The following is a 24,620-nucleotide window of genomic DNA, read 5'->3' on the forward strand; positions in this document are numbered from 1 at the left end:
AAACGGTTCGGCTTAAGCATACGCTCCCACTTGCGATTCGCGGCTCTTGCCAGAGCCTGGCAGGGCCCTTTCGAGGAGAGGGACTATGAAATCTTATCTGGCTGAAGTTCTGGGTACATTTCTGTTGGTGTTCATCGGCACCGCTTCGGTGGTGACCGGAGGGTTCGGCGGCGCCCTGCCGCTCGGACAGGAAGGCATCGGCCTTGCTTTCGGCATCGGCCTCATCGCCGCGGCCTACGCGATCGGACCGATTTCCGGCGCGCATCTCAACCCGGCGGTCACGCTGGGCGTCTTCCTGGCCGGTCGCCTGCCGGCCAAGGACGTGATCCCCTACTGGATCGCGCAGATCATCGGCGCCATCATCGCTTCGCTGGCGCTGTGGGTTATCGTTTCGGGACAGACCGGCGGCCATACCGGCGGCTTCGGCGCCAATGGCTGGGACGAGACGAAATGGGGCATGAGTTCTGCGTTCCTCTGGGAACTGATCGGCACGTTCACGTTTGTGACCGTCATTCTCGGCGTCACCAGCGGCAAGCACTCGACGGCCTTCGCCGGGCTTGTCATCGGCCTGACGCTGGCGGGTCTGCACTTCGCCATCATCCCGGTGACCGGAACCTCGCTCAACCCGGCACGCTCGATCGGCCCGGCGCTGTTCACCGGCGGTGCAGCCATCAGCCAGCTCTGGCTGTTCATCGTCGCTCCGCTGATCGGCGGCGCCATTGCCGGCGTCGTCGCCAAGACCGGCATGTTCGAAAAGGACTGAACCGAAACCATCAGGTGCGGCGCTCAACCGGGTGCCGCGCCTAACGCCCGATAGTGAAACAGGCGCGGATCACTCCGCGCCTGTTTTGTTTTGGCTAAGCTCGAACTCAGACGAGGTCGAAGCGGTCGGCGTTCATGACCTTGTTCCAGGCCGCGACGAAGTCCTTCACGAACGTCGCCTGCGCATCGGAGCTGCCGTAGACCTCGGCAAGCGCGCGCAACTGGGCGTGCGAGCCGAAGATCAGGTCGACCCGGGTGCCGGTCCAGCTGGCCTCGCCGGTGCCGCGGTCGCGTCCTTCGAACACACCCTCGGTGGCGGAAGGCCGCCATTCGGTGCGCATATCGAGCAGGTTGACGAAGAAGTCGTTGCTCAACGTCTCCGGCCGTTCGGTGAAGACACCATGCGTGGACTGGCCTGTATTGGCGCCGAGGACGCGCAGGCCGCCAAGCAGCACGGTCATCTCCGGAGCGGTCAGGTTCAGCAACTGCGCCTTGTCCACCAGCAGCGTCTCCGCCGAGAGACGCTGGGCGCCGCGGCTGTAGTTGCGGAAACCGTCGGCGACCGGTTCGAGCGGTGCGAAGGAGGCGACGTCGGTATCATCCTGCGACGCGTCCATGCGGCCGGGCGTGAACGGCACCGTCACGGATTGGCCTGCATCCTTGGCCGCCTTCTCGACCGCTGCGGCACCGCCGAGCACGATCAGGTCAGCGAGCGACACTTTCTTGCCGCCGGGCTGCGCGGCGTTGAACTCCGCCTGGACCGCCTCCAGCTTCTGCAGCACCGCACTCAATTCGCTCGGCTGGTTGATCGCCCAGTCCTTCTGCGGGGCAAGGCGGATGCGCGCGCCGTTGGCACCGCCGCGTTTGTCGGAACCGCGGAAGGTCGAGGCCGAGGCCCAGGCGGTCGACACCAGTTGCGACACCGACAGGCCCGACGCCAGGATCTTGGCTTTCAGCGCGGCAATATCGGCCTCGTCGATCACCTGATGGTCGACCGCCGGGATCGGATCCTGCCAGGGCAGCACTTCAGCCGGCACGAGCTTGCCGAGGTAACGGGCGCGCGGGCCCATGTCGCGATGCGTCAGCTTGTACCAGGCGCGTGCGAAGGCATCGGCGAACGCGTCCGGGTCCTCGTAGAAACGCCGCGAAATCTTCTCGTAGGCCGGGTCGACACGCAGGGCGAGGTCGGTGGTCAGCATCGACGGCGCGTGACGCTTGGACTTGTCGTGTGCGTCCGGCACCGTGCCGGCACCCATGCCATGCTTCGGCGTCCACTGGTGGGCCCCGGCCGGGCTCTTGGTCAGCTCCCACTCGTAGCCGAACAGGTTCCAGAAGAAGTTGTTCGTCCACTTGGTCGGCGTCGTCGTCCAGATGACTTCCAGGCCGCTGCCGATGGCATCGCCAGCCTTGCCGGTGCCGAAGGCATTCGCCCAGCCCAGGCCCTGCTGCTCGATGCCGGCTGCTTCCGGCTCGGCTCCGACCAGCTTCGCGTCGCCGGCGCCATGGGTCTTGCCGAAGGTGTGGCCGCCGGCGATCAGCGCAACGGTCTCCTCGTCATTCATCGCCATGCGCGCAAAGGTCTCGCGGATGTCGCGTGCCGCAGCCAGCGGATCCGGCCTGCCGTTCGGCCCTTCCGGGTTCACGTAGATCAGGCCCATCTGCACGGCGCCGAGCGGATTCTGCAGGTCGCGATCGCCGGTGTAGCGCTCGTCGGCGAGCCAGACGCCTTCAGGCCCCCAATAGAGCTCCTCCGGCTCCCAGACGTCGGCACGGCCACCGGCGAAACCGAACGTCTTGAAGCCCATCGATTCCAGCGCGACGTTGCCGGTCAGGATCAGCAGGTCGGCCCAGGAGAGCTTGCGGCCGTATTTCTGCTTGATCGGCCACAACAGGCGGCGGGCCTTGTCGAGATTGACGTTGTCCGGCCAGGAATTCAGCGGGGCAAACCGCTGCTGGCCGGCGCCAGCGCCGCCGCGGCCGTCACCGATGCGGTAAGTGCCTGCGCTGTGCCAGGCCATGCGGATGAACAGCGGCCCATAGTGACCGAAGTCGGCCGGCCACCAATCCTGCGAGTCAGTCATCAGCGCCTTCAGGTCGGCGATGACTGCGTCGAGGTCGAGGCTCTCGAATTCCTTGGCGTAGTCGAACGCCTCGCCCATCGGGTCGGACAGGTTGGAATGCCGATGCAGGATCTGGACATCCAGCTGGTTCGGCCACCAGCTCTGGTTTTTCGGTCCCTGGCCGCTGAACGGGCATTTGCCTGCGCTTTTGTCGTCGGTCTTTGCGTCCATTTCTTTCTCCAACGCTGATCTTCAAACGATGCCAAATCCCATACACCCTACAGGGTACACAGCGGACTTTGGTCTGGAGAGAGGCTGATAATGGCTGCCTCCCTCGTGAATGGGTGGGTTGCCGAAGAGCTGCCCAAAGGCGCCCGCCGAATTGTGGAACGATGGCAGCCTAAAAGCTCCATTCTATAAAAGCAAATTGCCTTTTCTGTTTTTTTCGATAGTTTTTTCTTATGATAAAACTGACACTGCGGCAGATGCAGTATTTCGAGACTTTGGTGCAGACGCTGCATTTCGGCAGGGCGGCAGCATTGTGCGGCATCAGCCAGCCGGCGCTTTCGGCGCAGATCGCCGATATGGAGGAAAAACTAGGCAGCAAGCTGTTCGACCGCTCCGGCCGCAACGCCATCCTGACGCCGGAGGCCGCGACGCTGCTGCCGCTGATCACGCGGGCGCTGGCGGCGGCGCGTGACGTCGAAGAGGCCGCCATGGCAGGCCGCAAGGCGCTGGAAGGTCGCTTCCGGCTCGGCATCATCCCGACGGTTGCGCCCTATCTGCTGCCGTCGATCCTGCCGGAACTGCGGCAGCGCTATCCGGAACTGCGGCTCGAACTGCGCGAGGCGGTGACCGACACGCTGGCCGAGGAGGCAGCACTCGGCAGCCTCGACGCCTTTATCGCGGCACTGCCGCTCGACCAGCCGGGACTCACGACGGAAGCCCTGTTCGAGGACCGTTTCTTCCTGGCGGTGCCGCGCGCGGAGCCCGACCTGGTGGCACCTCCCGTGCCACCGGAAAGCCCGGTTCTGGAAAGACTGATGCTGCTGGAAGAAGGCCATTGCCTGCGCGAACAGGCGCTGCAGCTGTGCGGCAGCGTGCGCCCGACCGCCATGGCGAATTACGGCGCGACCAGCCTGACCACGCTTCTGCAGATGGTGGGACATGGCTTCGGGGTAACCCTGGTTCCGGAGATGGCGGTGGCACCGACCGCGGCACTGCCCGACCTGCGCGTCGTGCCTTTTGCCGAACCGATGCCTTCCCGCACCGTCGCACTGGCCTGGCGGCGCAACGGCCATCGCCAGGCGGAATGCAAGGCGCTGGTCCAGGTGTTGAAAGGCGTGCGGGCCGGTGTCGCGCACGCCCATTAGGAACTAGGCTGTAAGATCCTCTTTTGCCCCTGCCCTGAGCAGCATGCCGAAGAGGTCGCGCGGTTCGTCGGGATCAGCGAGCAGGTCGAGTTCCTCATAGAGGCCGGTGGCCTGCAGCTGGTCGCGCACATAACGCAGCGCCGAGAAATCCTCGGTGGCAAAGCCGACCGAATCGAACAGCGTGATCTGCTTGTCGCTGGTGCGCCCGGCTGCCTTGCCCGCCATCACCTGCCACAGCTCGATCACCGGATGATCGCCATCCAGCTGCTGGATCTCGCCCTCGATGCGCGTCTGCGGCGGGAACTCCACGAAGATGTCGGAGCGCAGCAGGATGTCGCGATGCAGCTCGGTCTTGCCAGGGCAGTCGCCGCCGACCGCGTTGATGTGCACGCCCGAGCCCACCATGTTGTCGGTCAGGATCGTCGCATACTGCTTGTCGGCCGTCACCGTGGTGATGACGTCCGCTCCCTCCACCGCCTCCTGGCCGGAGGCGCAGATGGTGATGTCGAAGCCCATGCCGGCGAGGTTCTTCGCACAGCGCTTCGAGGCCGACGGATCGATGTCGTAGAGGCGCAGCCTGTCGATGCCGGTGATGGCCTTGAAGGCGATGGCCTGGAATTCCGACTGCGCCCCATTGCCGATGATGGTCATGGTGCGGGCACCCTTCGGCGCCAGGTACCTTGCGACCAGCGCCGAGGTGGCTGCGGTGCGCAGCGCCGTCAGGATGGTCATTTCGGTCAGCAGCATCGGATAGCCCGAGCCGACATCGGCCAGAACACCAAAAGCGGTCACCGTCTGCAGGCCCTCGCGCGTGTTCTTCGGGTGGCCGTTGACATATTTGAAGCCGTAGAGCCGGCCGTCGCTGGTCGGCATCAGCTCGATGACGCCGTCATGGCTGTGCGAGGCGACGCGCGGCGTCTTGTCGAACAGTTCCCAGCGGCGGAAGTCCTCTTCGATATAGCTGGCCAGTTCGGTCAGGAAGCGCTCGACCCCGATGGCCAGCACCAGCTTCATCATGGAATCAACGCTCACGAACGGAACGATGTTCAGCTTCGCTGCGGTCATGGTCAGAAGCTCCTCGTCGGACGGTCCATGATGCGACGGCCCATCAGGCTGGCCGTCAGGTCGACCATCAAGGTGGCCGTGCGGCCACGTTCATCGAGGAAAGGATTGAGCTCGACGAGATCGAGGCTGGTGACCAGCCCACTGTCGGACAGCATTTCCATGACCAGATGCGCCTCGCGCAAGGTGGCGCCGCCCGGGACCGTGGTGCCGACGGCCGGCGCGATCGACGGATCGAGGAAATCGACGTCGAGGCTTACATGCAGAAGGCCGTTCTCGTCGGCGACACGCGCGAGGAACGCGCGCAGCAAGGGCGCAATGCCATGTTCGTCGATGGCTCGCATGTCGTGCACGGTCACGCCGGCTGCCTTGAGCGCCTCGCGCTCAGGCGCATCGACGCTGCGCAGGCCAAGGGTGCAGATGCGCGTCGGCTCGACCCGCACGGGCAGGTCCGGGAAGACACCGTCAAAGCCGGGCAGGCCGCTGGCATAAGCAAGCGGCACGCCATGCAGGTTGCCGCTCGTGGTGGTGTCGAGCGTATGATAGTCAGGATGCGCGTCGAGCCACAGGACGAAGAGCGGCCGACCGGTTTCGGCGGCGCGACGGGCGATACCGGACAGCGTGCCGGCGGAAATGGCATGATCGCCGCCGAGGAAGATCGGCATGGCGTCGTTGCTGGCCTGGTAGGCTGCCTCTGCGATCGCGGCCGTCCAGGCGACGATCTCCGGCAGCTTCTTCAGCGCCGGATTGCGATGTGTGACCGGCTGGGCCGCGGCCGGTTGCACCGTGCCCAGATCCTCGACCTCATGGCCAAGTTCAGTCAGCGCCGAAATCAACCCTGCCGTGCGCAGCGCGCTTGGCCCCATCTCGCATCCCAGATGCCCGGCGCCGTCCTGCTCCGGCGCACCCACTATCCTGCAACGCATGGCGTTCTTCCCAACCTGTCTCGTTGCCTTCGAGTAAAGCGCACTCGACTGGCGGAATGAACAAACTGATTTGGCAAATAACGCTCATTGCCTTATCATTTCGACAATATCGAATGCCAATATGGTCGATCATGGATATTCCGGCGTGGATTCACTCGACGAAAAGCTGGTGACATTGCTCAGGCATGACGGCCGCCGCTCCATCTCCGACCTTGCCGGCGATCTCGGCGTATCGCGGGCGACGGTGCGTGCCCGCATCGAACGGCTCGAGCGGCAGGGGGAGATTCTCGGCTATACCGTGATCCTGCGGGCGGATGCGCTGGAACAGCGCGTACGCGGCATCATGATGATCGAGGTCGAAGGCCATGCCGCTGACCGGGTGGTGCGGGCACTGGGCGGTTTCCCTGAAATCTCGGCCATCCACACCACCAACGGCCGCTGGGACCTCGTCGTCGAACTGAACACCGAAACGCTGACGCAGCTCGATGCCGTGCTGCGCAAGGTGCGGCTCATTCCGGCCATCACCGGCTCGGAAACCACGCTGCTGCTCGCGACGCCACGCTCGACGCGGGCGCGTCTCTAACAGGCTAGAGACCCAGTTCCTCGACCATGGCGTCGCGCATGACGAACTTCTGCGCCTTGCCGGTCACCGTCATTGGCAGGTTGTCCTTGAAGCGGATGTAGCGCGGCACCTTGTAATGCGATATCTGGCCGGCGCAGAAGGCCTTGATGTCCTCCTCGCTCATCGTCTCGCCCGGCTTCAGCACGACCCAGGCGGCGATCTCCTCGCCATATTTGGCGTCAGGCACGCCGAACACCTGCACTTCCTTGACCTTCGGGTGCCGGTAGAGGAATTCCTCGACCTCGCGCGGATAGACGTTCTCGCCGCCGCGGATGACCATGTCCTTCACGCGGCCGACGATGTTACAGAAACCTTCCTCGTCGATGGTGGCAAGGTCGCCCGTGTGCATCCAGCCATCCGGGTCGATCGCCTCGTCGGTCTTTTCCCGATCTTCCCAATAACCTTTCATCACCGAATAGCCGCGGGTGCACAGCTCGCCGCGTTCGCCGACCGGCACGGTCTCGCCTTCGGCATCCACCACCTTGACCTCGACATGCGGATGGATGCGCCCGACGGTCGAAACGCGTTTTTCGAGCGGATCGTCGACCCCGCTCTGGAAGGAGACAGGACTGGTTTCGGTCATGCCGTAGGCGATCGTCACCTCGGACATGTTCATCAGGGCGATGACCTTCTTCATCACCTCGATCGGGCAAGGCGAACCGGCCATGATGCCGGTACGCAGCGACGACAGGTCGAAGCTCTTGAAATCGGCATGGTCGAGCATGGCGACAAACATGGTCGGCACGCCGTACAGGCCGGTGCAGCGCTCTTCGGATACGGCCTTCAACGTCACGCCGGGGTCGAAGCCCTCACCCGGGAAGACCATGGCGGCGCCCTTGGACACGCAGCCCATCGAGCCCATCGACATGCCGAAGCAGTGATAGAAGGGCACCGGGATACAGAGCCGGTCATTCGAGGTCAGCCGGATGGCGGCGGTGACGAAATTGCCATTGTTGACGATATTGGCGTGGGTGAGCGTGGCTCCCTTCGGTGCCCCGGTGGTGCCGCTGGTGAACTGGATGTTGATGGCATCGTCGGGCGTCAGGCTCGCGCTGATGCGATCGAGCCCGGCGCGGTCGGCGTCCGTGCCCATATCGAGCACGTCGCCGAAATTGAACATGCCGGGCGAAACTTCATCGCCCATGCGGATGACAGTCTTCAGCGCCGGCAGTTTCTTCGACGCGAGTTTGCCGGGCTCGGCACTGTCGATCTCAGGCGCCAGTGTGCGGATCATGCCGAGATAGTCGGAGGTCTTGAACTGCGCCGCCGTGACCAGCGCCTTGCAGCCGACCTTGTTCAGCGCATATTCGAGCTCGGCGAGCCGATAGGCAGGGTTGATGTTGACGAGGATCAGGCCGATGCGCGCGGTTGCGTATTGCGTCACCAGCCACTCCCAGCGGTTCGGCGACCAGATGCCGACGCGGTCGCCCTTCACCAGGCCGAGCTTCGCCAACCCGGCTGCGAAGTCGTCTACGACGCGCGCCAGTTCGTCCCAGGAGAAGCGCTTGTCCTGGCTGGGGAACACCGCGGCATCACGCGCCCCATAAGCGCGCACCGTGTCGGCCAAAAGCTGCGGAATGGTCTTGTCGAGCAGCGGCTGCAGGCGCTCGCCCGAGACATGCGACAGCCCTTCCTTCGGGGCAATGAAGACAATGCCCGCCTGAGCGGGGTTCGACGGTCGCGTGCCTTTCAGTTCGTCCGGGTTGATCGCCATGGCCTCCTCCTCCGCTAGCGATGGAAGGCTAGCAGCCGACCACCGATCCGAAAATCAGGCCAAAAGTCGGATGGCGCAAGCGGCGAAACGAGAACTGTCTTATCTCGAGGACTGAGGTCAGCACTTGACGGCGCGTCCTTCGAGGCTCGCCCCGCAACAGATAAGCCATGTCTTCAACCGAAATGCGGCTCGCACCTCAGGATGAGGACCGCCGTGCAGGCCTCTTGAATTCTCCAATGTTTCAGAATGAAGAGACTTTGCAAAACGGTCCTCATCCTGAGTGCGAGCGAAGCGAGCCTCGAAGGACGCACCGAAGGGCCAAAGCTTCAGCCCAGCGATGCAGCGACCTTCGCGGCGACGTCGGCGATAAGGGCGGCATCGGCCGGCTTGCGTTCCTTCTTCGAGGCAACGAGGCAGGCCTGCGACTTCAGCACGATACCGTCCGACAGGATCTTCAGATGGTTCGCCTTCAGCGTCGAGCCGGTGGTGGTGATGTCGACGATGATGTCGGCCGAGCCTGCCGCGGGCGCGCCTTCCGTCGCGCCCAGGCTCTCAACGATGCGGTAGACCTGGATGCCGTGCTTGGCGGTGAAGAACTGCTGCGTCAGCCGCCAGTATTTGGTGGCGATACGCAGCCTGCGGCCATGGCGCTGGCGGAAGTCGGCGGCGACATCGTCGAGATCGGCCATGCTGTCGACGTCGAACCAGATGTTCGGCACCGCCACCACGACATCGGCATGGCCAAAGCCGAGCCGCGCGGCGATCTCGGCGCGTGACTGCCAGTCTGCCAGGTTCTCGCGCAGCAGGTCCTCGCCGGTGATGCCGAGATCGACGGCGCCCTGCCCGATCTCGCCGGCAATTTCCGAAGCCGAGAGGAAGGCCACGTCGATGTCATCACGACCGGCGATGCGGGCGTGATATCTGCGGTCGTCTTCCGGCAGGCTGACGGCGAGCCCGGCTCTGGCCAGCACTTCCAGCGCCTGTTCCTTCAACCGCCCCTTGGACGGGATCGCCAGCGTCACGGTCATGATGCGTCACCCCGCAGCGCCTCGATGCGGTCGAGCCAGACAGAGAAGCCGACGCCCGGGATCTGGCCCTTGGCGCCAAGCAGCGTCAGCAGGCGGTCATAACGTCCGCCACCGACCAGCGGGCGTTCGCCGTCGCCGGATGCGATCTCGAAGACGAGACCGGTATAATAGTCGAGCGGACGGCCGAAGGCGGCGTCGTAATGGACCGCATCGCCCGTCAGGCCATGGCCGGCAACGGCCTGTGCACGGGCGGCGAAGGTCTCGAGCGCAGAGCCAAGCGCCAGCCCGGCATTGGAAGCAAACCCCTGCAACGCCTCGGCCGCCTGCGACAATGGCACATGGATGGCGAGGAATGTCTTCAGCGCAGCGAAAGCCTCTTCCGAGAGCCGTACGGAACGCAGTTGCGCCTTCTCGATCAGCCGGCGCGCGATGTCTGCCGGCGTCCGGCTGGCGGAAGCGGAAAGGCCGAGTTTTTCCATGTCGGCGGCGATATGCGTCGTCAGGGCGTCGAGGTCGGCATCCAGTGCCAGTGTTGCAACCGGCGGCGGCAGCTGGCCGTTGCGCGGCGGGTTGGCGAGGTCGGCAAGTGCCGCCTCCAGCATCGCTTTCGAACCGAAGGCGCGGGCGAGCCGCATGCGCCAGCCGCGCGGCAGGCCAAGTGCTGCCAGCACCGCCTCGAAGATGGCCTGGTCACCCAGCGTGACCGAAAGCGCACGCTTCGGCAGCACCATCGACAGCAAGGCATGGGCGTCGGCGACGCTGCGGGCATCGGCTGCTGCGGTGTCGCTGTCGCCAAGATCCTCGATGCCGGCCTGGAAGAACTCGTTGCCGCCGTCGCGGCGCTGGCGGAAGACCTCGCCGAGGTAGCCATAGCGGCGCGGCGTGCCTGCCTGGCTGGCGATATGGTCGAGGCAGACCGGAATGGTGAATTCGGGACGCAGGCAGAGTGTCTGGCCGGTCTCGCTTTCGGTCAGGAAGATGCGGCGGCGCAGGTCCTCGCCGGCCATGTCCAGGAACGGATCGGCGGGCTGCAGCACCGCGACGTCGACAAGGCCGACGCCACGCCGTTCGAGCAGCGTCACCATTTCTTCGGCAAAGGCAGGAGGCCTCCTCATGACGCCACCTTCTGCATCAGCTCAATGCGGTTGCCGAACGGATCATAGACATGGATGCGCTCATAACCCTCCAGCGGCACGTCTGTAGCCGTCCGGTAGCCAGCCTTTGTCGCCAATACCTCCAGCCGCTTCACATCGTCGACCAGGAAGGCCGGATGCGCCTTGGCGGCAGCGTGGAAGTCGGGATCGACGCCGAGATGCACCTTGACCGCAGCGCTTTCAAACCAGCAGCCGCCCCGTTTTGCGAGGTCGTCGGGTTTCGCCACTTCGGTCAGGCCCAGTATGCCGGCATAGAATGCGCGTGCGTCGGGCTCGCGCCCGGCCGGCATGGCAAGCTGGACGTGATCGATGGCGAGCAGGGTCATTGGCGCTCGGCGGCCTGCGCGGCGAGGATCTTCTTCACCTCGGCGACAAGATCGGTTTCCTTCACCGTGACCTGGCCCGGCCGTGCTTCCTTGTATTCGGCGTGATCGGCGATCGCCGCCGCCTGCCTGGCGCCTTCGATCAGGTCCTTCAGCTGGACCTCACCGGCCTCGCGCTCGCTGGAGCCCTGGATGACGGCGATCGGCGAACCGCGCCGGTCGGCATATTTCAGCTGCGCCTTCATACCGGCGCCACCGAGATAGAGCTCGGCGCGGATGCCCGCCCGGCGCAGATCGGACACCATCTTCTGGTAGCGACCGAGGCTTTCCGTGTCCTTGTCCATCACCAGCACGATCACCGGCTGCAGGATGTCGGAGGTGTCGAGCTTGCCGAGGTTCTTCAGCGCCGTCATCAGGCGCGAGACACCGATGGAGAAGCCGGTCGCCGGCACCGGTTCGCCGCGGAAGCGCGAGACCAGCCCGTCGTAGCGTCCACCACCACCGACCGAACCGAAACGCACGATCTTGCCTTCGTCGTTGGGGATCTCGGCCAGCAGTTCCGCCTCGTAGACCGGGCCGGTGTAATATTCGAGGCCGCGAACGATGGAAGGATCGATCTTGACGCGTGTGTCGAGATAGCCCGCGGCCGCGACCATCGCGCCGATGTCCTGCAGTTCCTGCACGCCTTCGGCGCCGCGTTCAGAGCCTGCGACGGCCTCACGCATCTTGGCCAGCGTGTCGGCAAGGTCGCCCGTTCCCGGCGCGGTCAAAAGCAGCACGCGATCGGATTGCGCGGCGTCCAGTCCGGCGCCCTTGGTGAAGTCGCCGCTCTCGTCGAGGCGGCCCTTGCCGAGCAGCGCACGCACGCCGTCCGGCCCGACCTTGTCGAGCTTGTCGATGGCACGCAGCACCGTGAGCCGGCGGCCGGCATTGTCGTCACCACCCAGGCCGATCGCCTCCAGCACGCCGTCGAGAACCTTGCGGTTGTTGACGCGGATGGCGTAGTCGCCGCGCCCGATGCCCAGCGCTTCCATCACGTCGGCCATCATCATGGCCATTTCGGCATCCGCCGCCACGCCCGGCGTGCCGACCGTGTCGGCATCGAACTGCATGAACTGACGGAAGCGGCCAGGGCCTGGCTTCTCGTTGCGGAACACCCAACCCGAACGATAGCTGCGATAGGGCTTCGGCAGGCGCTCGTAATTCTCGGCGACGAAACGCGCCATCGGTGCGGTCAGATCATAGCGCAGCGACAGCCACTGCTCGTCGTCGTCCTGGAAGGAAAAGACGCCTTCGTTGGGACGGTCCTGGTCCGGCAGGAACTTGCCCAGTGCGTCGGTATATTCGATCAGGGGCTGGTCGACCGGCTCGAAACCGTAGAGCTCGTAGACCGCGCGAATGGTGGCCATCATCTTTTCGACGGCGCGGATGTCCTCGGCGCTGCGGTCGACAAGGCCGCGCGGCAGCCGCGCCTTCATCTTTTCCGGTTTGTCGGCCATGGTCGTGAACTCGCTGTCGATGGTGCAGGCATGTCGAAAACTGCCGCTTTCGCGGCGCGGTTGTCCTAGCCGATGCTGGCAGGTGCGGCAAGGCGTTTGCCGGAGACAACACCTTGCAGCGCGATAGCGGTTTCGCGGCGGCAGAAACGGCGGAATGCCGGCCTCGCGGCTTCCCCGGCTAACCACTCGTCAACCATTGCGGCCAAATGCGCCAAAACGCACCAATTTGGCCATTATCGCAGCATCGTGCCGACATAATCGACGCTGATAAGCGGCTTGAAACCAAGGACTTGCACTGAAATGGCCGCAGCGCACAAAATCGAACTGCTGGATGAACCGGTCATGACGGCACAGGTGATCCCGCTGCGTCGCCTCGAAACCGTCGCGCCCACGGTCAGCCAGCAAGCCGGACCGTTCGAGGTGCCGGCAGCCGAACGCAAGGGTTCGGGTCTCGGCGACATCCTGATCACCGGGCTGCTGGTGATCTATCCGGCGCTCGCCACCATCACCGCCATCATCATAGGGCTGATGCTGTCACGCGGCTGAAATTACTTCGGTCGTGCGAGCGCCCGCCGCTCGGCCTCGACCTCGGCACGGCATACACAGCCCTCGATATGGTCGTTGACCATGCCCATGGCCTGCATGAAGGCGTAGACGGTGGTCGGGCCGACAAAGGTCCAGCCGCGCTTCTTCAGTTCCTTCGAGATGCGTGTCGATACCGCCGTGGTCGGGTTGGCGCGCAGATGCGCGATGTCGACCACCGCAGGCCGCTCCTGCGGGCCCGGCTCGAAGCTCCAGAACCAGGCGGCGAGTGAGCCGGCCTCCTTGACCAGTTCCTGCGCACGTCCGGCATTGTTGATGGTCGAGACGATCTTGCCACGATGGCGGATGATGCCGGCATTGGTCAGCAGCCGCTCGACGTCGGCATCGGTGAAACGCGCGACCTTGTCGAAATCGAAACCTGCGAACGCCTCGCGGAAAGCCTCGCGCTTGCGCAGGATGGTCAGCCAGGACAGGCCCGACTGGAACCCTTCCAGGCAGATCTTCTCGAACAGGCGGCGGTCGCTGGTCACCGGCCTGCCCCATTCATGGTCGTGATAAAGCTGGTAGTCGGGCAGGTTGCCGTGCCAGGCGCACCGGGTGACGCCGTCTTCCCCGGTGATCAAACCATTGTTGTCACTCATTGCAAATCCATTCGTTAACGCCTGGAAGGCGTGCTTTACCGGGGCTTTACCAGATTCCTGAACCGGCCGGTAACCACACCAAAAGGTTTACTGACAAAGCGGCATTTTAAACGTTCGCGATTCACCATTCGCTTGCCGCATCCGGACAACATGCCGATCGAGGCCGTGAGGAACACCCGTTTCCTGCGCGGCGCGACGATCGAGTTGAGAGTGCGTCCCCATGCGAACAACCACGAGAAAGCTTTTTCTGCCTCTGTTCGGCGCAATCGGTGCGCTGGCGGCGATTGCCACCCCTGCCCTTGCCAATGACCGCTACGCCGAGCGTCCGCCGGTGATGGTGAGCCCGGATCTGTCGGCGCCCTGGGTCACGCAGCTCGGCCGCGCGCCGGGCGTGGTCAGGGCGAGCCGTGCCGTCCGGCCATGGGGAGAGCCGCAGGTACGTTACCGCCAGGCCGCCCCGCAGGATCAATATTACGGCCAGGCGCAACCGCGCGTCCAATACCGTCAGGTCAGGCCGCAGGCCGGAACCGACCGCGTGCGCACCGCAGCAGTGCCCGGCCAGCAGGTTCGGCGGACAGTGGCGCGGCCGCAGATCAACCCGATCTACCTGCCGCAGGAAGTCGCGTTTGACGGCAAGGAAAAACCCGGCACGATCATCATCGATACGACGCAGAACTTCCTCTATCTGGTAGGGGAAGGCGGCAAGGCGCGCCGCTACGGCGTCGGCACCGGCAAGCCGGGCTTCGAATGGGCCGGCACGCACAAGGTCAGCCAGAAACGCGAGTGGCCGGACTGGCGCCCGCCGAGCGAGATGATCGCACGCGAAAAGGCCAAGGGCCGCTACCTGCCGACTTTCCTGGCCGGCGGCATGGAAAACCCGCTCGGCGCCCGCGCGCTGTATCTCGGCTCGACGCTCTATCGCATCCACGGCACCAACCAGCCCTGGACGATCGGCGGCGCCGTATCCTCCGGCTGCATCCGCATGCGCAACGAGGACGTCGTCGACCTCTACGACCGGGTGAAGGTAGGCACGACGGTCGTCGTGATGTAATGTTTGCGCATTGAGTCGGCCTCAACCGCCGACCGACGAAATAACGGGGGACGGGCCTTGTGGGGACATGGCCGGTCCAGAAAGGGCAGCCGGCAACGCCGCGCTGCCCTTTCTGCTTTCGCCCGCTAGACGGGTTTTTGGCCGCCAGTGACCATAATCGACTAAGGCAGGACGGATTCAGCCTCCCGCCGGCGGCATTCTCCTGCTATGTCGCCCGCAACCGAGAGCGCCGCGCGTCTATTCGGACGCGCAAAGGGCGCTCTAGCACTTGCAAACGCTAGAACTTTGGAAATCCGCCCATGTCCACCACCGACAGCCGCTACCTGAAGGGTGGCCCCGTCGCCAAGCGCATCATTGAAAGTGTCCGCATCGCCGCCGAAGAGGCGCGCTCAGAGGGCTTTCCGGCGAAGCTGGTCTCGATCACCGTCGGCGATGTCGACGCGGTCGATGTCTATGTGCGCAACCAGCGCGCCAAGGCAGCCCAGGCCGGCATCGATTTCGAGGAACGCCGCTTTCCGGCCGACGTCACCGCGCGCGAACTCGAGGCAGCCATCCATGGCATGAATGCCGATCCGCGCGTCACCGGCATCATCATCCAGCGCCCGGTGCCCAAGCATATCCCGGTCAAGGCGCTGCAGAGCGCGGTGCATCCGCTGAAAGACGTCGAGGGCATGCACCCGGCCTCGATCGGCAACATCGTCTACAACCAGCTCGACCTGGCCCCCTGTACCGCCGCCGCCTCGGTCGAGCTGCTCAAGGAAACCGGGCTCGACCTGAAGGGTCTCGAAGTCGTGGTCGTCGGTCATTCCGAGATCGTCGGCAAGCCGATCGCCTTCCTACTGATGAGCGAAGGCGCCACCGTCACCGTCTGCCACCACATGACACGCTCGCTGGCCGTGCATGCGCGCCGCGCCGATGCGCTGTTCGTTGCGGTCGGCAAGCCGCGCCTGATCAAGGCGGACATGGTGAAGCCGGGCGCCGCCGTCATCGACATCGGCATCAATTCGGAAACGCTGCCGGACGGCACCACCCGCATCGTCGGCGACGTCGACACCGAAAGCGTCAAGGAAGTGGCGTCCTGGATCACGCCGGTGCCGGGCGGCGTCGGCCCGATCACGGTGTCGATCCTGCTGCGCAACACGATGGTGGCGCTCAACCGCCAGCGCGAGCTCTACCGCGCCAGCTATGCCGTCGACGAACAGCCCGGCCAGATCGCCGCGGAATAAGGCTAGACGAGGTCAAAGGTCTTCCGGCTGTCGCTCCTGAGCGGCTGCCAGACCTGGATGTCGCGCGGACCCTCCAGCACTTCGTCCAGCGCAGCGTGCCATTCCTCGCGGTAAGGGCGCTTCAACTGCACGTCGAGCACGTCCTGATGGTCGGCCCAGGTCTCGTGCAGCAACAACCGCAACGGATCTTGCGGATCCCGGTGCAAGGTGGCGGAGATGAACATCTCTTCGTGACGCATCGTGTCGAGGACACCATCGAGCAGCATCATGAACCGCTCCTGATGCTGCGGGCGGACGCGAAAGCCGATGATGTAGGTGATGGCCACTGTTTTTCTCCTGTCTGGGCTCGATGGCGCGCAAAATGCCAGATCGAGCGACAGCGGCAATGACCTCGCAGGTAATGAAATCCCGGCAGCGGACCGGATCAACGCGGCAGCAGCGCCGTAACGAACTGGCGCAGGCTGGTCTCGACGAAATCCTCGACGCGCCCTTGCGGGTCAAACCCCCACCACAGCAGCGAACCCTGCCACTGCGAGGCCATCAGCAGGCCGACATCCTCCGGCGCGGCTGCGGTATCCGCGAAACACGCGTCGAGCGCGGCTGAGAGACGCCGGCGCCAGGCTGCGCCGCGCGCCCGCAGCACCGGGTCACGCAGGTCCTCGCGCAACACGAGCAGGCCCTCCGCATAGGCTTCGATCTCGCCGTAGCCGCGCGACAGGTCGACCAGCAGGTCGACCGCCCCATCCGGCGTCCTGGCGACGCTGCCGCCAAGCTCTTCGGTGCGCGTGTCCAATCGGTCCCAGGCGGCCAGCAAGGCAGCCTGCTTCAGCCCGGCCTTGGTCTTGAAGCGCTGCACCAGCGTTGCCGGGGAAAGGCCGCAGGCGCGTGCCAGGCTCTCGAAGGTCAGCGCCTCGGGGCCGCGCTCATGGATCAGGCCCAGCGCGATCTCCAGCACCTTCTCGTCGGACAGCGTTTTGGGTCGCGGCATCTTGATTTCCGATTAATAAGTGAATATTCATTTATATATTATTTCACATCACGCCATCAAAGGCAAAAGCCCAGGAGGTTTCAATGACTCTTGCTGGAAAGGTCGCGCTCGTCGCCGGCGCAACACGCGGTGCTGGGCGCGGGATAGCGGTCGAACTGGGAGCTGCCGGCGCCACGGTCTACGTCACCGGGCGCACGACGCGGCAGCATCCATCCGAGTACCAGCGGCCCGAGACGATCGAGGAGACCGCCGAACTCGTCACTGCTGCCGGCGGCAGGGGCATCGCCGTGCAGGTCGACCATCTCGTTTCGGAAGAGGTCGCGGCCCTCGTGCAACGCATCCGCGCAGAGCAGGGCCGGCTCGACATCCTGGTCAACGACATATGGGGCGGCGAGAACTACGTCGAGTGGAACAAGCCCGTATGGGAACACGACCTCGCCAAGGGCCTGCGCATGCTGCACCTGGCTGTCGACACGCATCTCATTACCGCGCATCACGCTTTGCCGCTGCTGATCGAAAATCCCGGCGGACTGCTGGTGGAGGTGACGGACGGGACGGCTGAATACAATGCCAGCCACTATCGCCTCTCGCCCTTTTACGACCTCGCCAAGGTGGCGGTGAACCGCATGGGCTGGGCGCATGCCAAGGACCTTGCCCCGCATGGCGCGACCGCGATCTCCTTGACGCCCGGATGGCTGCGTTCCGAAATCATGCTGGAGACCTTTGGCGTGAGGGAAGAGAACTGGCGCGACGCAACGGATAAGGTGCCGCATTTCGTCATTTCGGAAACGCCACATTTCGTCGGACGTGCGGTCGCGGCACTTGCGGCCGATCCGGACCGCGCGCGCTGGAACGGCCAGTCGCTGTCGAGCGGAAGCCTGGCGCAAGAGTACGGCTTCACCGACCTCGACGGGTCCCGACCGGATGCCTAGCGTTACATCGCCGAGGTCGAGGAACCCGGCAAGCCGGCAGACGCCACTGGCTATCGGTAGCGTGCTGGGTTAGGCCGCCTTGCCGCCGCGCAGTTCGGCAGGCTGCTTGCCGCCATAGGCCCAGTCGAGCAGCTTCACCGTATGCACCACCGGCAGTTTCGCGGCCGAGCCGATCTGCGTGATGCAGCCGATATTGCCAGTGGCTACCACGTCGGCGCCGGTGGCGGTGATGTTCCTGACCTTGCGTTCGAGCAGACGAGCGGAAATCTCCGGCTGCAGGATGTTGTAAGTTCCCGCCGAACCGCAGCACAGATGCCCTTCGCGCGGCTCCTTCACCACGAAACCGGCACGGGCGAGCAGCTCCTTCGGCTGTCGCGTGATCTTCTGGCCATGCTGCATGGAGCATGCGGAATGATAGGCAACGACCGTGCCCGGCTTGCGCGCAGGCTCCGGCAGGTCGAGCGTGGTGAGATATTCGGTCACGTCACTGGCGAGCGCCGACACTTTGGCGGCCTTTTCGACATAGGCCGGGTCCAGCCGCAGCATGAAGCCATAGTCCTTGATCGTGGTGCCGCAGCCCGAAGCGGTGATGACGATGGCATCTAGCCCCTCCCCCTCGATCTCCCGCATCCATGCGTCGACATTGCGGCGGGCCGAGGCGAGCGCCGCTTCCTCACGACCCATGTGATGGACCAGCGCGCCGCAGCAGCCCTCGCCTTGCGGCATCACCACGTCGATGCCGAGCCTGTTGAGCAGCGACACCGTCGCCTCGTTGATGCCGGGCTCCAGCACCTGCTGCGCGCAACCGGTAAGCAAGGCGACCCGTCCCCGTCTCTGCCCCTTCGCGGCGCTGCGCGCGCCGGGCCTGGCCAATGGCGATGCCGCCGGCACGCTGGCGGGCGCCAGCTTCAGCATGGCGGCGAGCGGCTTAAGCGTTTTGCTGTTTTCGAAAAACCCCGCGAACGGCCGGCCGAGCCTCGCCAGCTTCAACGCGGTGCGGAAGCGCGCCGGATGCGGCAGCACGAAGGCGAGTACGGAGCGGATCAGGCGGTCGGCGAGCGGGCGCCTGTAGGTCTTTTCGATATGGCTGCGCGCATGGTCGACCAGATGCATGTAGTTGACGCCCGAGGGGCAGGTCGTCATGCAGGCGAGGCAGGACAGGCAGCGATCGACGTGGGTGACGATCTCCTTGTCGGCCGGACGGCCGTTCTCCAGCATGTCCTTGATCAGGTAGATGCGCCCGCGTGGGCTGTCGAGTTCGTTGCCAAGCGTCACATAGGTCGGACAGGTGGCGGTGCAGAAGCCGCAATGCACGCATTTGCGCAGGATCTTCTCCGATTCCGCGACATGCGGATCGGCGAGCTGGTCGGCTGTGAAAGAGGTCTGCATCGTTATGCCATCCGGCCGGGATTGAGGATCTGCCTGGGGTCGAACTCGGACTTGAGCCGCTCGGCAAGGCCAGCCAGGGCCGGGGGTTGCGGCTGGAACACCGGCGTCGCCGCGCGGACGCCGGGGGCAGCGCGGACAAGCGTCGCGTGGCCGCCGCCGAAATGCTGCACCGCCGCCCGCACCAACTGGTGTTCCGGTTCGCCCATTTCCATACTGAGCCAGATCAGACCGCCCTGCCAGTCGTAGAACACTTCCACCGCCGACTGCATGCGCAGCGCCATCACCATGGCGTGGCCATCGGCGGGTGCCATCGACACGCGCCAGAGCGGCTTGTCGGAACCGGCGAACGGCATGCAGTCGCGGACATCGTGCCAGATGGTGGCGGACGCTTCGTCGGCGATCTCCTGCAGCGGTCCGGCATTGCGCAGCAGTTCCTTCAGCGCGCCGATACGATACGTCACCGAAGGACCAAAGCCTTCAACGCGCAGCAAGGTCGCCGCCTCGCCGCCCAGAGCGCCGCCGGCAACACGTGCCGCGATGCGTTCCGGCAGATGCGCGGCGCTCGACACTTCAGCGCTGGAACCAAGCGCCAGCGACATCGCCGCGGCAGCGTTGTCGTCTAGCAGGCCACGCACGGCCAGCGTCACCTCAGTTTCCGCCGCCGGCAGCACCTTGAAGGTGACGTCGGTAAACACTGCAAGCGTGCCCCATGAGCCCGCCATTGCCTTGGAGAGATCGTAGCCGGTGACATTCTTGACGACACGCCCGCCGGATTTGAACGCCTCGCCACGCCCCGACACGGCATGAATGCCGAGGATGTGGTCGCGTGCAGCCCCTGCCTTCAGCCTGCGCGGACCGGAGAGGTTGGCCGCCAGCACGCCGCCGATGGTGCCCCTGCAAGGCTCCTGCCCGAGCAGCCGGGCATAATCCATCGGCTCGAAGGCAAGCTGCTGGCCGTTGTCGGCAAGCAGCGTCTCGATCTGAGCCAGCGGTGTTCCGGCGCGCGCCGACAGCACCAGTTCCGCCGGCTCATAGAGCGTCACACCGGAGAGCTTCGAAAGATCGAGCGTGTGTTCGGTCTGCAGGGGGCGGCCGATCGCGCGCTTGGAGCCGTGGCCGACGATCTCCAGCGGCGCCTCTTCGGCAACCGCCCATTGCACGGCGGAAAGAACTTCGGCAGGCGAGGTTGGGGGGAAGGTGGTCACAGCCTATGCTCCCGCAACTTCTCCAGCACCGCTTCGCCGCGCGGTGAGAGCCGGTAGCCGACGTCGAGGCTCTGCGTCAGGCCGAGCTCCTTCAGCCTGCGCACATCCTGCTTGAACTTCAGCTTTTCCACCCCGGCAGCCTGCGCCAGTTCGCCAGCCGGCGTGCCCGGATGGTCGCCGATAGCGCTCAGGATCGACGGGAAGTAACCCGGCTTCGCCTTGTCCCAGCGCGCGAAGCGGGCCGCCAGATCATGCCAGTCGGATTCGGACAGCTTCACCGCGCCGCGCAGGCCGACTCGCTGGTCCGGCTCAATGCCTTCGAGAACGATCCGATAGAGCGTGCGATCGCCATCCAAGCGCAGATCAGCCAGCAGTGCGGCGCGATCGGCAAAGCCCGCCGCCTTCGCCTCGGCATCGGTCAGATCCTGTTCGTCGACCGGTTCGACCGCAGCGATACGCACCACGCCTGCCGCCGTGCGCAGGCCGGTGCCGGCTTTCACCGTCGGCCGCAACCAGCGGCGGAAGGCGAGCGTGACGTCGCCCCGCGCGATGCCGACCAATGTTGCTTGCTTCAGTTGCACGAGATCCGTCTCACTTGAGCATGCCGTGATGGAAAGCCGCGGCAATCCAGTTCCAGTCTGCTTGGGGAAGATCGTAGGCCGACACCCTGCGCTGGCCTGAATTCGACAGGACGAGAAAGCTCCAGAGACGACCGCGCCCGGCGCGTACGCGCTCCAGTCGCAGATAGCCATGCTCGACCAGCCAGCGCATGTCGGGTGTGTAAGGCGGGCGATGTTGGCGGGCGATCCCCAAACCATCGGGAAGCTCGCGAGCGACATAACAAAGCAACGCCATGCGGCGGCGCATGGAAGGAGGGTTCGCCAAGGGCCTTGGTGGAGCGGTTGCCAGGCGATCCAACACCTCACGTTGTTCCTTGGTCTCTCGTATCCAAGCGCGCAATATCTGCCCCTTGGACTGTGGCCCAGCCAATCGCCCCATCGCTCAAAACCTCGGAATGTCGGGAAAGGCGACCTGACCGCGATGTACATGCATGCGGCCGAGTTCGGCGCAGCGGCGCAGTTGCGGAAACACCTTGCCGGGGTTGAGCAGATGGTTGGGGTCGAAGGCGCATTTCACCCGCATCTGCTGGTCGAGATCGGCCTCGCTGAACATCTCCGGCATCAGGTCGCGCTTCTCGACACCGACGCCATGTTCGCCGGTCAGCACGCCGCCGACCTCGACGCAGAGCCGCAGGATATCGGCGCCGAACTTCTCGGCCCTATCCAGTTCCCCTGGCACATTGGCATCGTACAGGATGAGCGGATGCAGGTTGCCGTCGCCGGCATGGAAGACGTTGGCGACACGCAAGCCGTAGGTTTCAGAAAGCTCGCGCATGCCGGCCAGCACGCGCGGCAATTCCTTGCGCGGGATGGTGCCGTCCATGCAGTAGTAGTCCGGCGAGATGCGACCGACCGCCGGGAAGGCGGCCTTGCGGCCGGCCCAGAAGCGCAGGCGCTCTTCCTCCGAATTGGAGATGCGGCAGGTGGTCGAGCCATTGCTGATGGCGATCGCCTCGACGGCGCCGATCAGGTGATCGACCTCGACCGCCGGTCCGTCAAGTTCGACGATCAGCAGCGCTTCGCACTCCAGCGGATAGCCGGCCTGGACGAAATCCTCCGCCGCGTGGATCGCCGGCCGGTCCATCATCTCCATGCCGCCTGGGATGATGCCGGCACCGATGATGTCAGCCACGCACTGGCCGCCCTGCTCGCTGGTCGGGAAGCCTATCAGCAGCGCGCGTGCCGTTTCCGGCTTCTTCAGGATCCGCACCGTCACTTCGGTGACGACGCCGAGCAATCCCTCGGAACCGGTCATCAGGCCGAGCAGGTCATACCCCTCGGCGTCGAGATGCTTGCCGCCGAGCCGCACCACCTCGCCATTCATCAGCACCATCTCGATGCCCAGCACGTTGTTGGCGGTGAGCCCGTATTTCAGGCAATGCACGCCGCCGGAATTCTCCGCGACATTGCCGCCGATCGAGCAGGCAATCTGTGAGGACGGATCCGGCGCGTAATAGAAACCCTCCTGCTCCACCGCATGCGTGATACCGAGATTGGTGACGCCTGGCTGCGCCGTCACGGTGCGGTTGGGATAATCGATGCCGAGGATACGGTTGAAACGGCTCATCACCAGCAGGACCGCGTCTTGCAGCGGCAAGGCTCCGCCCGAGAGCGAGGTGCCGGCGCCGCGCGGCACGACGCGGATGTTGCGGTCATTGCAGTATTTCAGCACCCGCGACACTTGCGCCACCGTCTCGGGCAGCACCACGACTAGCGGAAGCTGGCGATAAGCGGTCAGTCCATCGCTTTCGAAAGCGCGCATCTCGTTGACGGTTTCGACGACGCCTTCGCCCGGCACGATCGACCTGAGATCGGCAACGATGGTGGCGCGTCGCCCAAGCGTCGCCCCATCCGGCTTCGGCATGGCAAGACCGGACATGATGCCTCCCGCTTGGCAAATAGGCAGACTGGTAAAAGCTTTTTACCAATTTGCCGCAGTGCTTGCAAATGATGCTTTAGGCCCAGGCACGCACGGCCGCACGCGCACCTTCCCGCGCGTCAATCTGACGCTGGCAAATGGACAGATGGTTCCGGACTATTCGCCGGCGTGGCCTGCCGGCTCGCCGTGCAGGCGCTGCACCCGGCGCACGCCCCACCAGACCAGCAGCACGGCGACCGGCACGGATGCGGCCGTGACCACTTCCGGCGCAAAGGCATGGCCGAAGAAGGAGGCGCCCTTGGCGAGATAGCCGATCAGCCCGACGACATAATAGGACACCGCCGCCACCGACAGACCTTCGACGGTCTGCTGCAGGCGCAGTTGCAGGCGGGCGCGGTTGTTCATCGAGGCGAGCAGGTCGCGGTTCTGCTTCTCCACCTCGACATCGACCCAGGTGCGCAGCAGCGTGGTGGCGCGCGTCAGCTTGCGCGACAGGTTGGCCTGCCGCTCCTCGACCGAACGGCAGGTGCGCATGGCCGGCGCGACGCGGCGCTGCAGGAAACCGGCCCAGGTGTCGTAGCCCGGCACCACCTCCTCATCGAGCGCCTCCAGGCGCTCCGTGACGATGCCGTCATAAGCGCGGCTGGCACCGAAGCGATAGAGACTGGAAGCGGCATCCGCTTCCAGTTCGGCGGCAAGTTCGGTCAGGTCGGCGAGCAAGGTCTGGCTGTCGCGGGTTTCTGCTGCCTTCATCTCGCGGGTAATGACGGCGAGCTTGTCTTCTATACGGCGCACGCGTGCCGACAGCGACAGCGCCAGCGGCAGGCCGAGCATGGCCAGCGTCCGGTAGGTCTCGATGTCGAGCAGGCGCTGCGACAGCGCGCCGGTGCTGGCCGCGGTCAGCGAACGGTTCAGCACCAGGACGCGGGTCAGCCCGTCACCGTCCTGGCGGAAATCGGCGACGATGGCGGCGGCACCCCGTTCCACCAGCGAGAAACACAGGCTGGTGGGATCGAAACTGTCGAGCAGCTTCTCGTTGGCGGCGGTCCAGTTGCGGATCTCCAGCCGAATGCCGGAAATCACCGTGCCGGGCGGCGAGAAGCCATTGCCGAACGGCGTGTCCTCATGCGCGCGCCCGCTCTCGTCGAGCGGCCCTTCCCACAGATAGGTCGAGAACTCGGTGTGACGCTCCCAGCGCAGCGAACCCTTGCCCCACTTCATGGCATGGAGGCGCGCCTGACTGCCGGGTGCCGCGATGCCAAGGCGGCGCGAAAGTTCGGACAGCACGGCGTGGTCGACGCTGGTGCCACCCTCGGTCATGAAGGAAAGCTGGATCAGGACACGTGGCGTCTCGACCAGCGGGTGCGGGCGGGCATGCACCTCGCCGAGCGCGCTCGGGCGGCCCTCATGCGCGGGAAAGCCCAGCACGCTGCCGATGGCACGCGGCCGGAATTCGAGATTGGACTGGTCGTCCGACACGGCAGTTCCCCCAGGTTCCGAGCCCTGTCTTTTGCAAAGCTCTAGGAGCAATCCGGAGCTATGACAACGAAAAGTCCGGGCGACAGGCCGTCAAAGCGACCGTCATCGCTTCGCGTTTGAACACCAAATTGGATAGATTAATTG

The 24,620-nt window shown here is 64.9% G+C and carries 24 protein-coding genes; 7 read left to right on the forward strand and 17 right to left on the reverse strand.

The window, feature by feature from the left end:
* Window positions 1-85 precede the first annotated feature (85 nt).
* The gene (locus tag ACFWYE_RS25980; RefSeq protein WP_379115073.1) at window positions 86-763 is read left to right on the forward strand and encodes an MIP family channel protein; all 678 of its coding nucleotides are present in this window, start codon (window positions 86-88) and stop codon (window positions 761-763) included.
* Window positions 764-869: 106 nt separating this feature from the next.
* Here ACFWYE_RS25980 and katG read toward each other — a convergent pair whose 3' ends face one another.
* Window positions 870-3,053, reverse strand: coding sequence for a catalase/peroxidase HPI (gene katG / locus ACFWYE_RS25985; protein ID WP_379115074.1), 2,184 nt, complete (start codon window positions 3,051-3,053; stop codon window positions 870-872).
* 230 nt (window positions 3,054-3,283) lie between these two features.
* Here katG and ACFWYE_RS25990 point away from each other — a divergent pair, with 230 nt between their 5' ends.
* On the forward strand, window positions 3,284-4,195 hold the full coding sequence (locus ACFWYE_RS25990; protein ID WP_379062788.1) for a LysR substrate-binding domain-containing protein: 912 nt from the start codon (window positions 3,284-3,286) through the stop codon (window positions 4,193-4,195).
* 3 nt (window positions 4,196-4,198) lie between these two features.
* Here the strand turns inward: ACFWYE_RS25990 and ACFWYE_RS25995 are convergent, their stop codons facing one another.
* Window positions 4,199-5,260, reverse strand: a complete 1,062-nt coding sequence (locus ACFWYE_RS25995; protein WP_379115075.1) for an ornithine cyclodeaminase — start codon at window positions 5,258-5,260, stop codon at window positions 4,199-4,201.
* Between the two features lie 2 nt (window positions 5,261-5,262).
* The gene (gene rocF / locus ACFWYE_RS26000; RefSeq protein ID WP_379115076.1) at window positions 5,263-6,183 is read right to left on the reverse strand and encodes an arginase; all 921 of its coding nucleotides are present in this window, start codon (window positions 6,181-6,183) and stop codon (window positions 5,263-5,265) included.
* A gap of 145 nt (window positions 6,184-6,328) precedes the next feature.
* On the opposite strand from rocF, the gene ACFWYE_RS26005 reads away from it, so the two are divergent.
* A complete protein-coding gene (locus tag ACFWYE_RS26005) occupies window positions 6,329-6,766 on the forward strand; it encodes an Lrp/AsnC family transcriptional regulator (protein WP_379115077.1) in 438 nt (145 codons plus the stop codon).
* 4 nt (window positions 6,767-6,770) lie between these two features.
* Here ACFWYE_RS26005 and ACFWYE_RS26010 read toward each other — a convergent pair whose 3' ends face one another.
* The 5 genes from ACFWYE_RS26010 to hisS form a co-directional block, all read right to left on the reverse strand.
* Entirely contained in the window at window positions 6,771-8,519 is a 1,749-nt protein-coding gene (locus ACFWYE_RS26010; protein ID WP_379115078.1) for an AMP-binding protein, read from the reverse strand.
* 326 nt (window positions 8,520-8,845) lie between these two features.
* Window positions 8,846-9,547: an ATP phosphoribosyltransferase gene (gene hisG / locus ACFWYE_RS26015; RefSeq protein WP_379115080.1), complete on the reverse strand. Its 702-nt coding sequence runs from the start codon at window positions 9,545-9,547 to the stop codon at window positions 8,846-8,848.
* Window positions 9,544-10,662 carry an ATP phosphoribosyltransferase regulatory subunit gene (locus ACFWYE_RS26020; RefSeq protein WP_379115081.1) on the reverse strand — a complete coding sequence of 373 codons (1,119 nt, stop codon included), beginning with the start codon at window positions 10,660-10,662 and terminating at the stop codon, window positions 9,544-9,546. Before ACFWYE_RS26020 ends, hisG begins: the two co-directional genes overlap by 4 nt.
* A complete protein-coding gene (locus tag ACFWYE_RS26025; RefSeq protein WP_379115082.1) occupies window positions 10,659-11,027 on the reverse strand; it encodes a VOC family protein in 369 nt (122 codons plus the stop codon). Before ACFWYE_RS26025 ends, ACFWYE_RS26020 begins: the two co-directional genes overlap by 4 nt.
* Window positions 11,024-12,523: a histidine--tRNA ligase gene (gene hisS / locus ACFWYE_RS26030; protein ID WP_379115083.1), complete on the reverse strand. Its 1,500-nt coding sequence runs from the start codon at window positions 12,521-12,523 to the stop codon at window positions 11,024-11,026. Before hisS ends, ACFWYE_RS26025 begins: the two co-directional genes overlap by 4 nt.
* Before the next feature lie 300 nt (window positions 12,524-12,823).
* On the opposite strand from hisS, the gene ACFWYE_RS26035 reads away from it, so the two are divergent.
* The gene (locus ACFWYE_RS26035) at window positions 12,824-13,069 is read left to right on the forward strand and encodes a hypothetical protein (protein WP_379115084.1); all 246 of its coding nucleotides are present in this window, start codon (window positions 12,824-12,826) and stop codon (window positions 13,067-13,069) included.
* 2 nt (window positions 13,070-13,071) lie between these two features.
* Here the strand turns inward: ACFWYE_RS26035 and ACFWYE_RS26040 are convergent, their stop codons facing one another.
* On the reverse strand, window positions 13,072-13,707 hold the full coding sequence (locus ACFWYE_RS26040; RefSeq protein ID WP_379062806.1) for a DNA-3-methyladenine glycosylase I: 636 nt from the start codon (window positions 13,705-13,707) through the stop codon (window positions 13,072-13,074).
* Window positions 13,708-13,927: 220 nt separating this feature from the next.
* On the opposite strand from ACFWYE_RS26040, the gene ACFWYE_RS26045 reads away from it, so the two are divergent.
* Together ACFWYE_RS26045 and ACFWYE_RS26050 are read left to right on the forward strand one after the other, a co-directional pair.
* Window positions 13,928-14,758: a L,D-transpeptidase gene (locus ACFWYE_RS26045; RefSeq protein WP_379115085.1), complete on the forward strand. Its 831-nt coding sequence runs from the start codon at window positions 13,928-13,930 to the stop codon at window positions 14,756-14,758.
* 299 nt (window positions 14,759-15,057) lie between these two features.
* Window positions 15,058-15,984: a bifunctional 5,10-methylenetetrahydrofolate dehydrogenase/5,10-methenyltetrahydrofolate cyclohydrolase gene (locus ACFWYE_RS26050; protein WP_379115086.1), complete on the forward strand. Its 927-nt coding sequence runs from the start codon at window positions 15,058-15,060 to the stop codon at window positions 15,982-15,984.
* Between the two features lie 2 nt (window positions 15,985-15,986).
* Here the strand turns inward: ACFWYE_RS26050 and ACFWYE_RS26055 are convergent, their stop codons facing one another.
* Together ACFWYE_RS26055 and ACFWYE_RS26060 are read right to left on the reverse strand one after the other, a co-directional pair.
* Window positions 15,987-16,310, reverse strand: coding sequence for a putative quinol monooxygenase (locus tag ACFWYE_RS26055; RefSeq protein WP_379115087.1), 324 nt, complete (start codon window positions 16,308-16,310; stop codon window positions 15,987-15,989).
* A gap of 98 nt (window positions 16,311-16,408) precedes the next feature.
* Window positions 16,409-16,972 (reverse strand): TetR/AcrR family transcriptional regulator, encoded by a 564-nt coding sequence (locus ACFWYE_RS26060; protein ID WP_379115088.1) that lies wholly within the window; start codon window positions 16,970-16,972, stop codon window positions 16,409-16,411.
* 83 nt (window positions 16,973-17,055) lie between these two features.
* On the opposite strand from ACFWYE_RS26060, the gene ACFWYE_RS26065 reads away from it, so the two are divergent.
* Entirely contained in the window at window positions 17,056-17,904 is an 849-nt protein-coding gene (locus tag ACFWYE_RS26065) for an SDR family oxidoreductase (RefSeq protein ID WP_379115089.1), read from the forward strand.
* A gap of 69 nt (window positions 17,905-17,973) precedes the next feature.
* Here ACFWYE_RS26065 and glcF read toward each other — a convergent pair whose 3' ends face one another.
* The 6 genes from glcF to ACFWYE_RS26095 form a co-directional block, all read right to left on the reverse strand.
* Window positions 17,974-19,293 (reverse strand): glycolate oxidase subunit GlcF, encoded by a 1,320-nt coding sequence (gene glcF, locus ACFWYE_RS26070; RefSeq protein WP_379115090.1) that lies wholly within the window; start codon window positions 19,291-19,293, stop codon window positions 17,974-17,976.
* 2 nt (window positions 19,294-19,295) lie between these two features.
* Window positions 19,296-20,498: a glycolate oxidase subunit GlcE gene (gene glcE / locus ACFWYE_RS26075; protein WP_379115091.1), complete on the reverse strand. Its 1,203-nt coding sequence runs from the start codon at window positions 20,496-20,498 to the stop codon at window positions 19,296-19,298.
* Window positions 20,495-21,079: an ASCH domain-containing protein gene (locus ACFWYE_RS26080; protein ID WP_379115092.1), complete on the reverse strand. Its 585-nt coding sequence runs from the start codon at window positions 21,077-21,079 to the stop codon at window positions 20,495-20,497. Before ACFWYE_RS26080 ends, glcE begins: the two co-directional genes overlap by 4 nt.
* Window positions 21,080-21,089: 10 nt before the next feature.
* Window positions 21,090-21,365, reverse strand: a complete 276-nt coding sequence (locus ACFWYE_RS26085) for a hypothetical protein (RefSeq protein ID WP_379115093.1) — start codon at window positions 21,363-21,365, stop codon at window positions 21,090-21,092.
* A 135-nt stretch (window positions 21,366-21,500) separates the two neighbouring features.
* Window positions 21,501-22,997 carry an FAD-linked oxidase C-terminal domain-containing protein gene (locus ACFWYE_RS26090; protein WP_379115094.1) on the reverse strand — a complete coding sequence of 499 codons (1,497 nt, stop codon included), beginning with the start codon at window positions 22,995-22,997 and terminating at the stop codon, window positions 21,501-21,503.
* Between the two features lie 156 nt (window positions 22,998-23,153).
* The gene (locus tag ACFWYE_RS26095) at window positions 23,154-24,476 is read right to left on the reverse strand and encodes a DUF3422 family protein (protein ID WP_379115095.1); all 1,323 of its coding nucleotides are present in this window, start codon (window positions 24,474-24,476) and stop codon (window positions 23,154-23,156) included.
* Between the last annotated feature and the right edge of the window lie 144 nt (window positions 24,477-24,620).

It is taken from the genome of Mesorhizobium sp. NPDC059025, from assembly GCF_042739655.1.
In the GTDB taxonomy this organism is placed as follows: Bacteria; Pseudomonadota; Alphaproteobacteria; order Rhizobiales; family Rhizobiaceae; genus Mesorhizobium.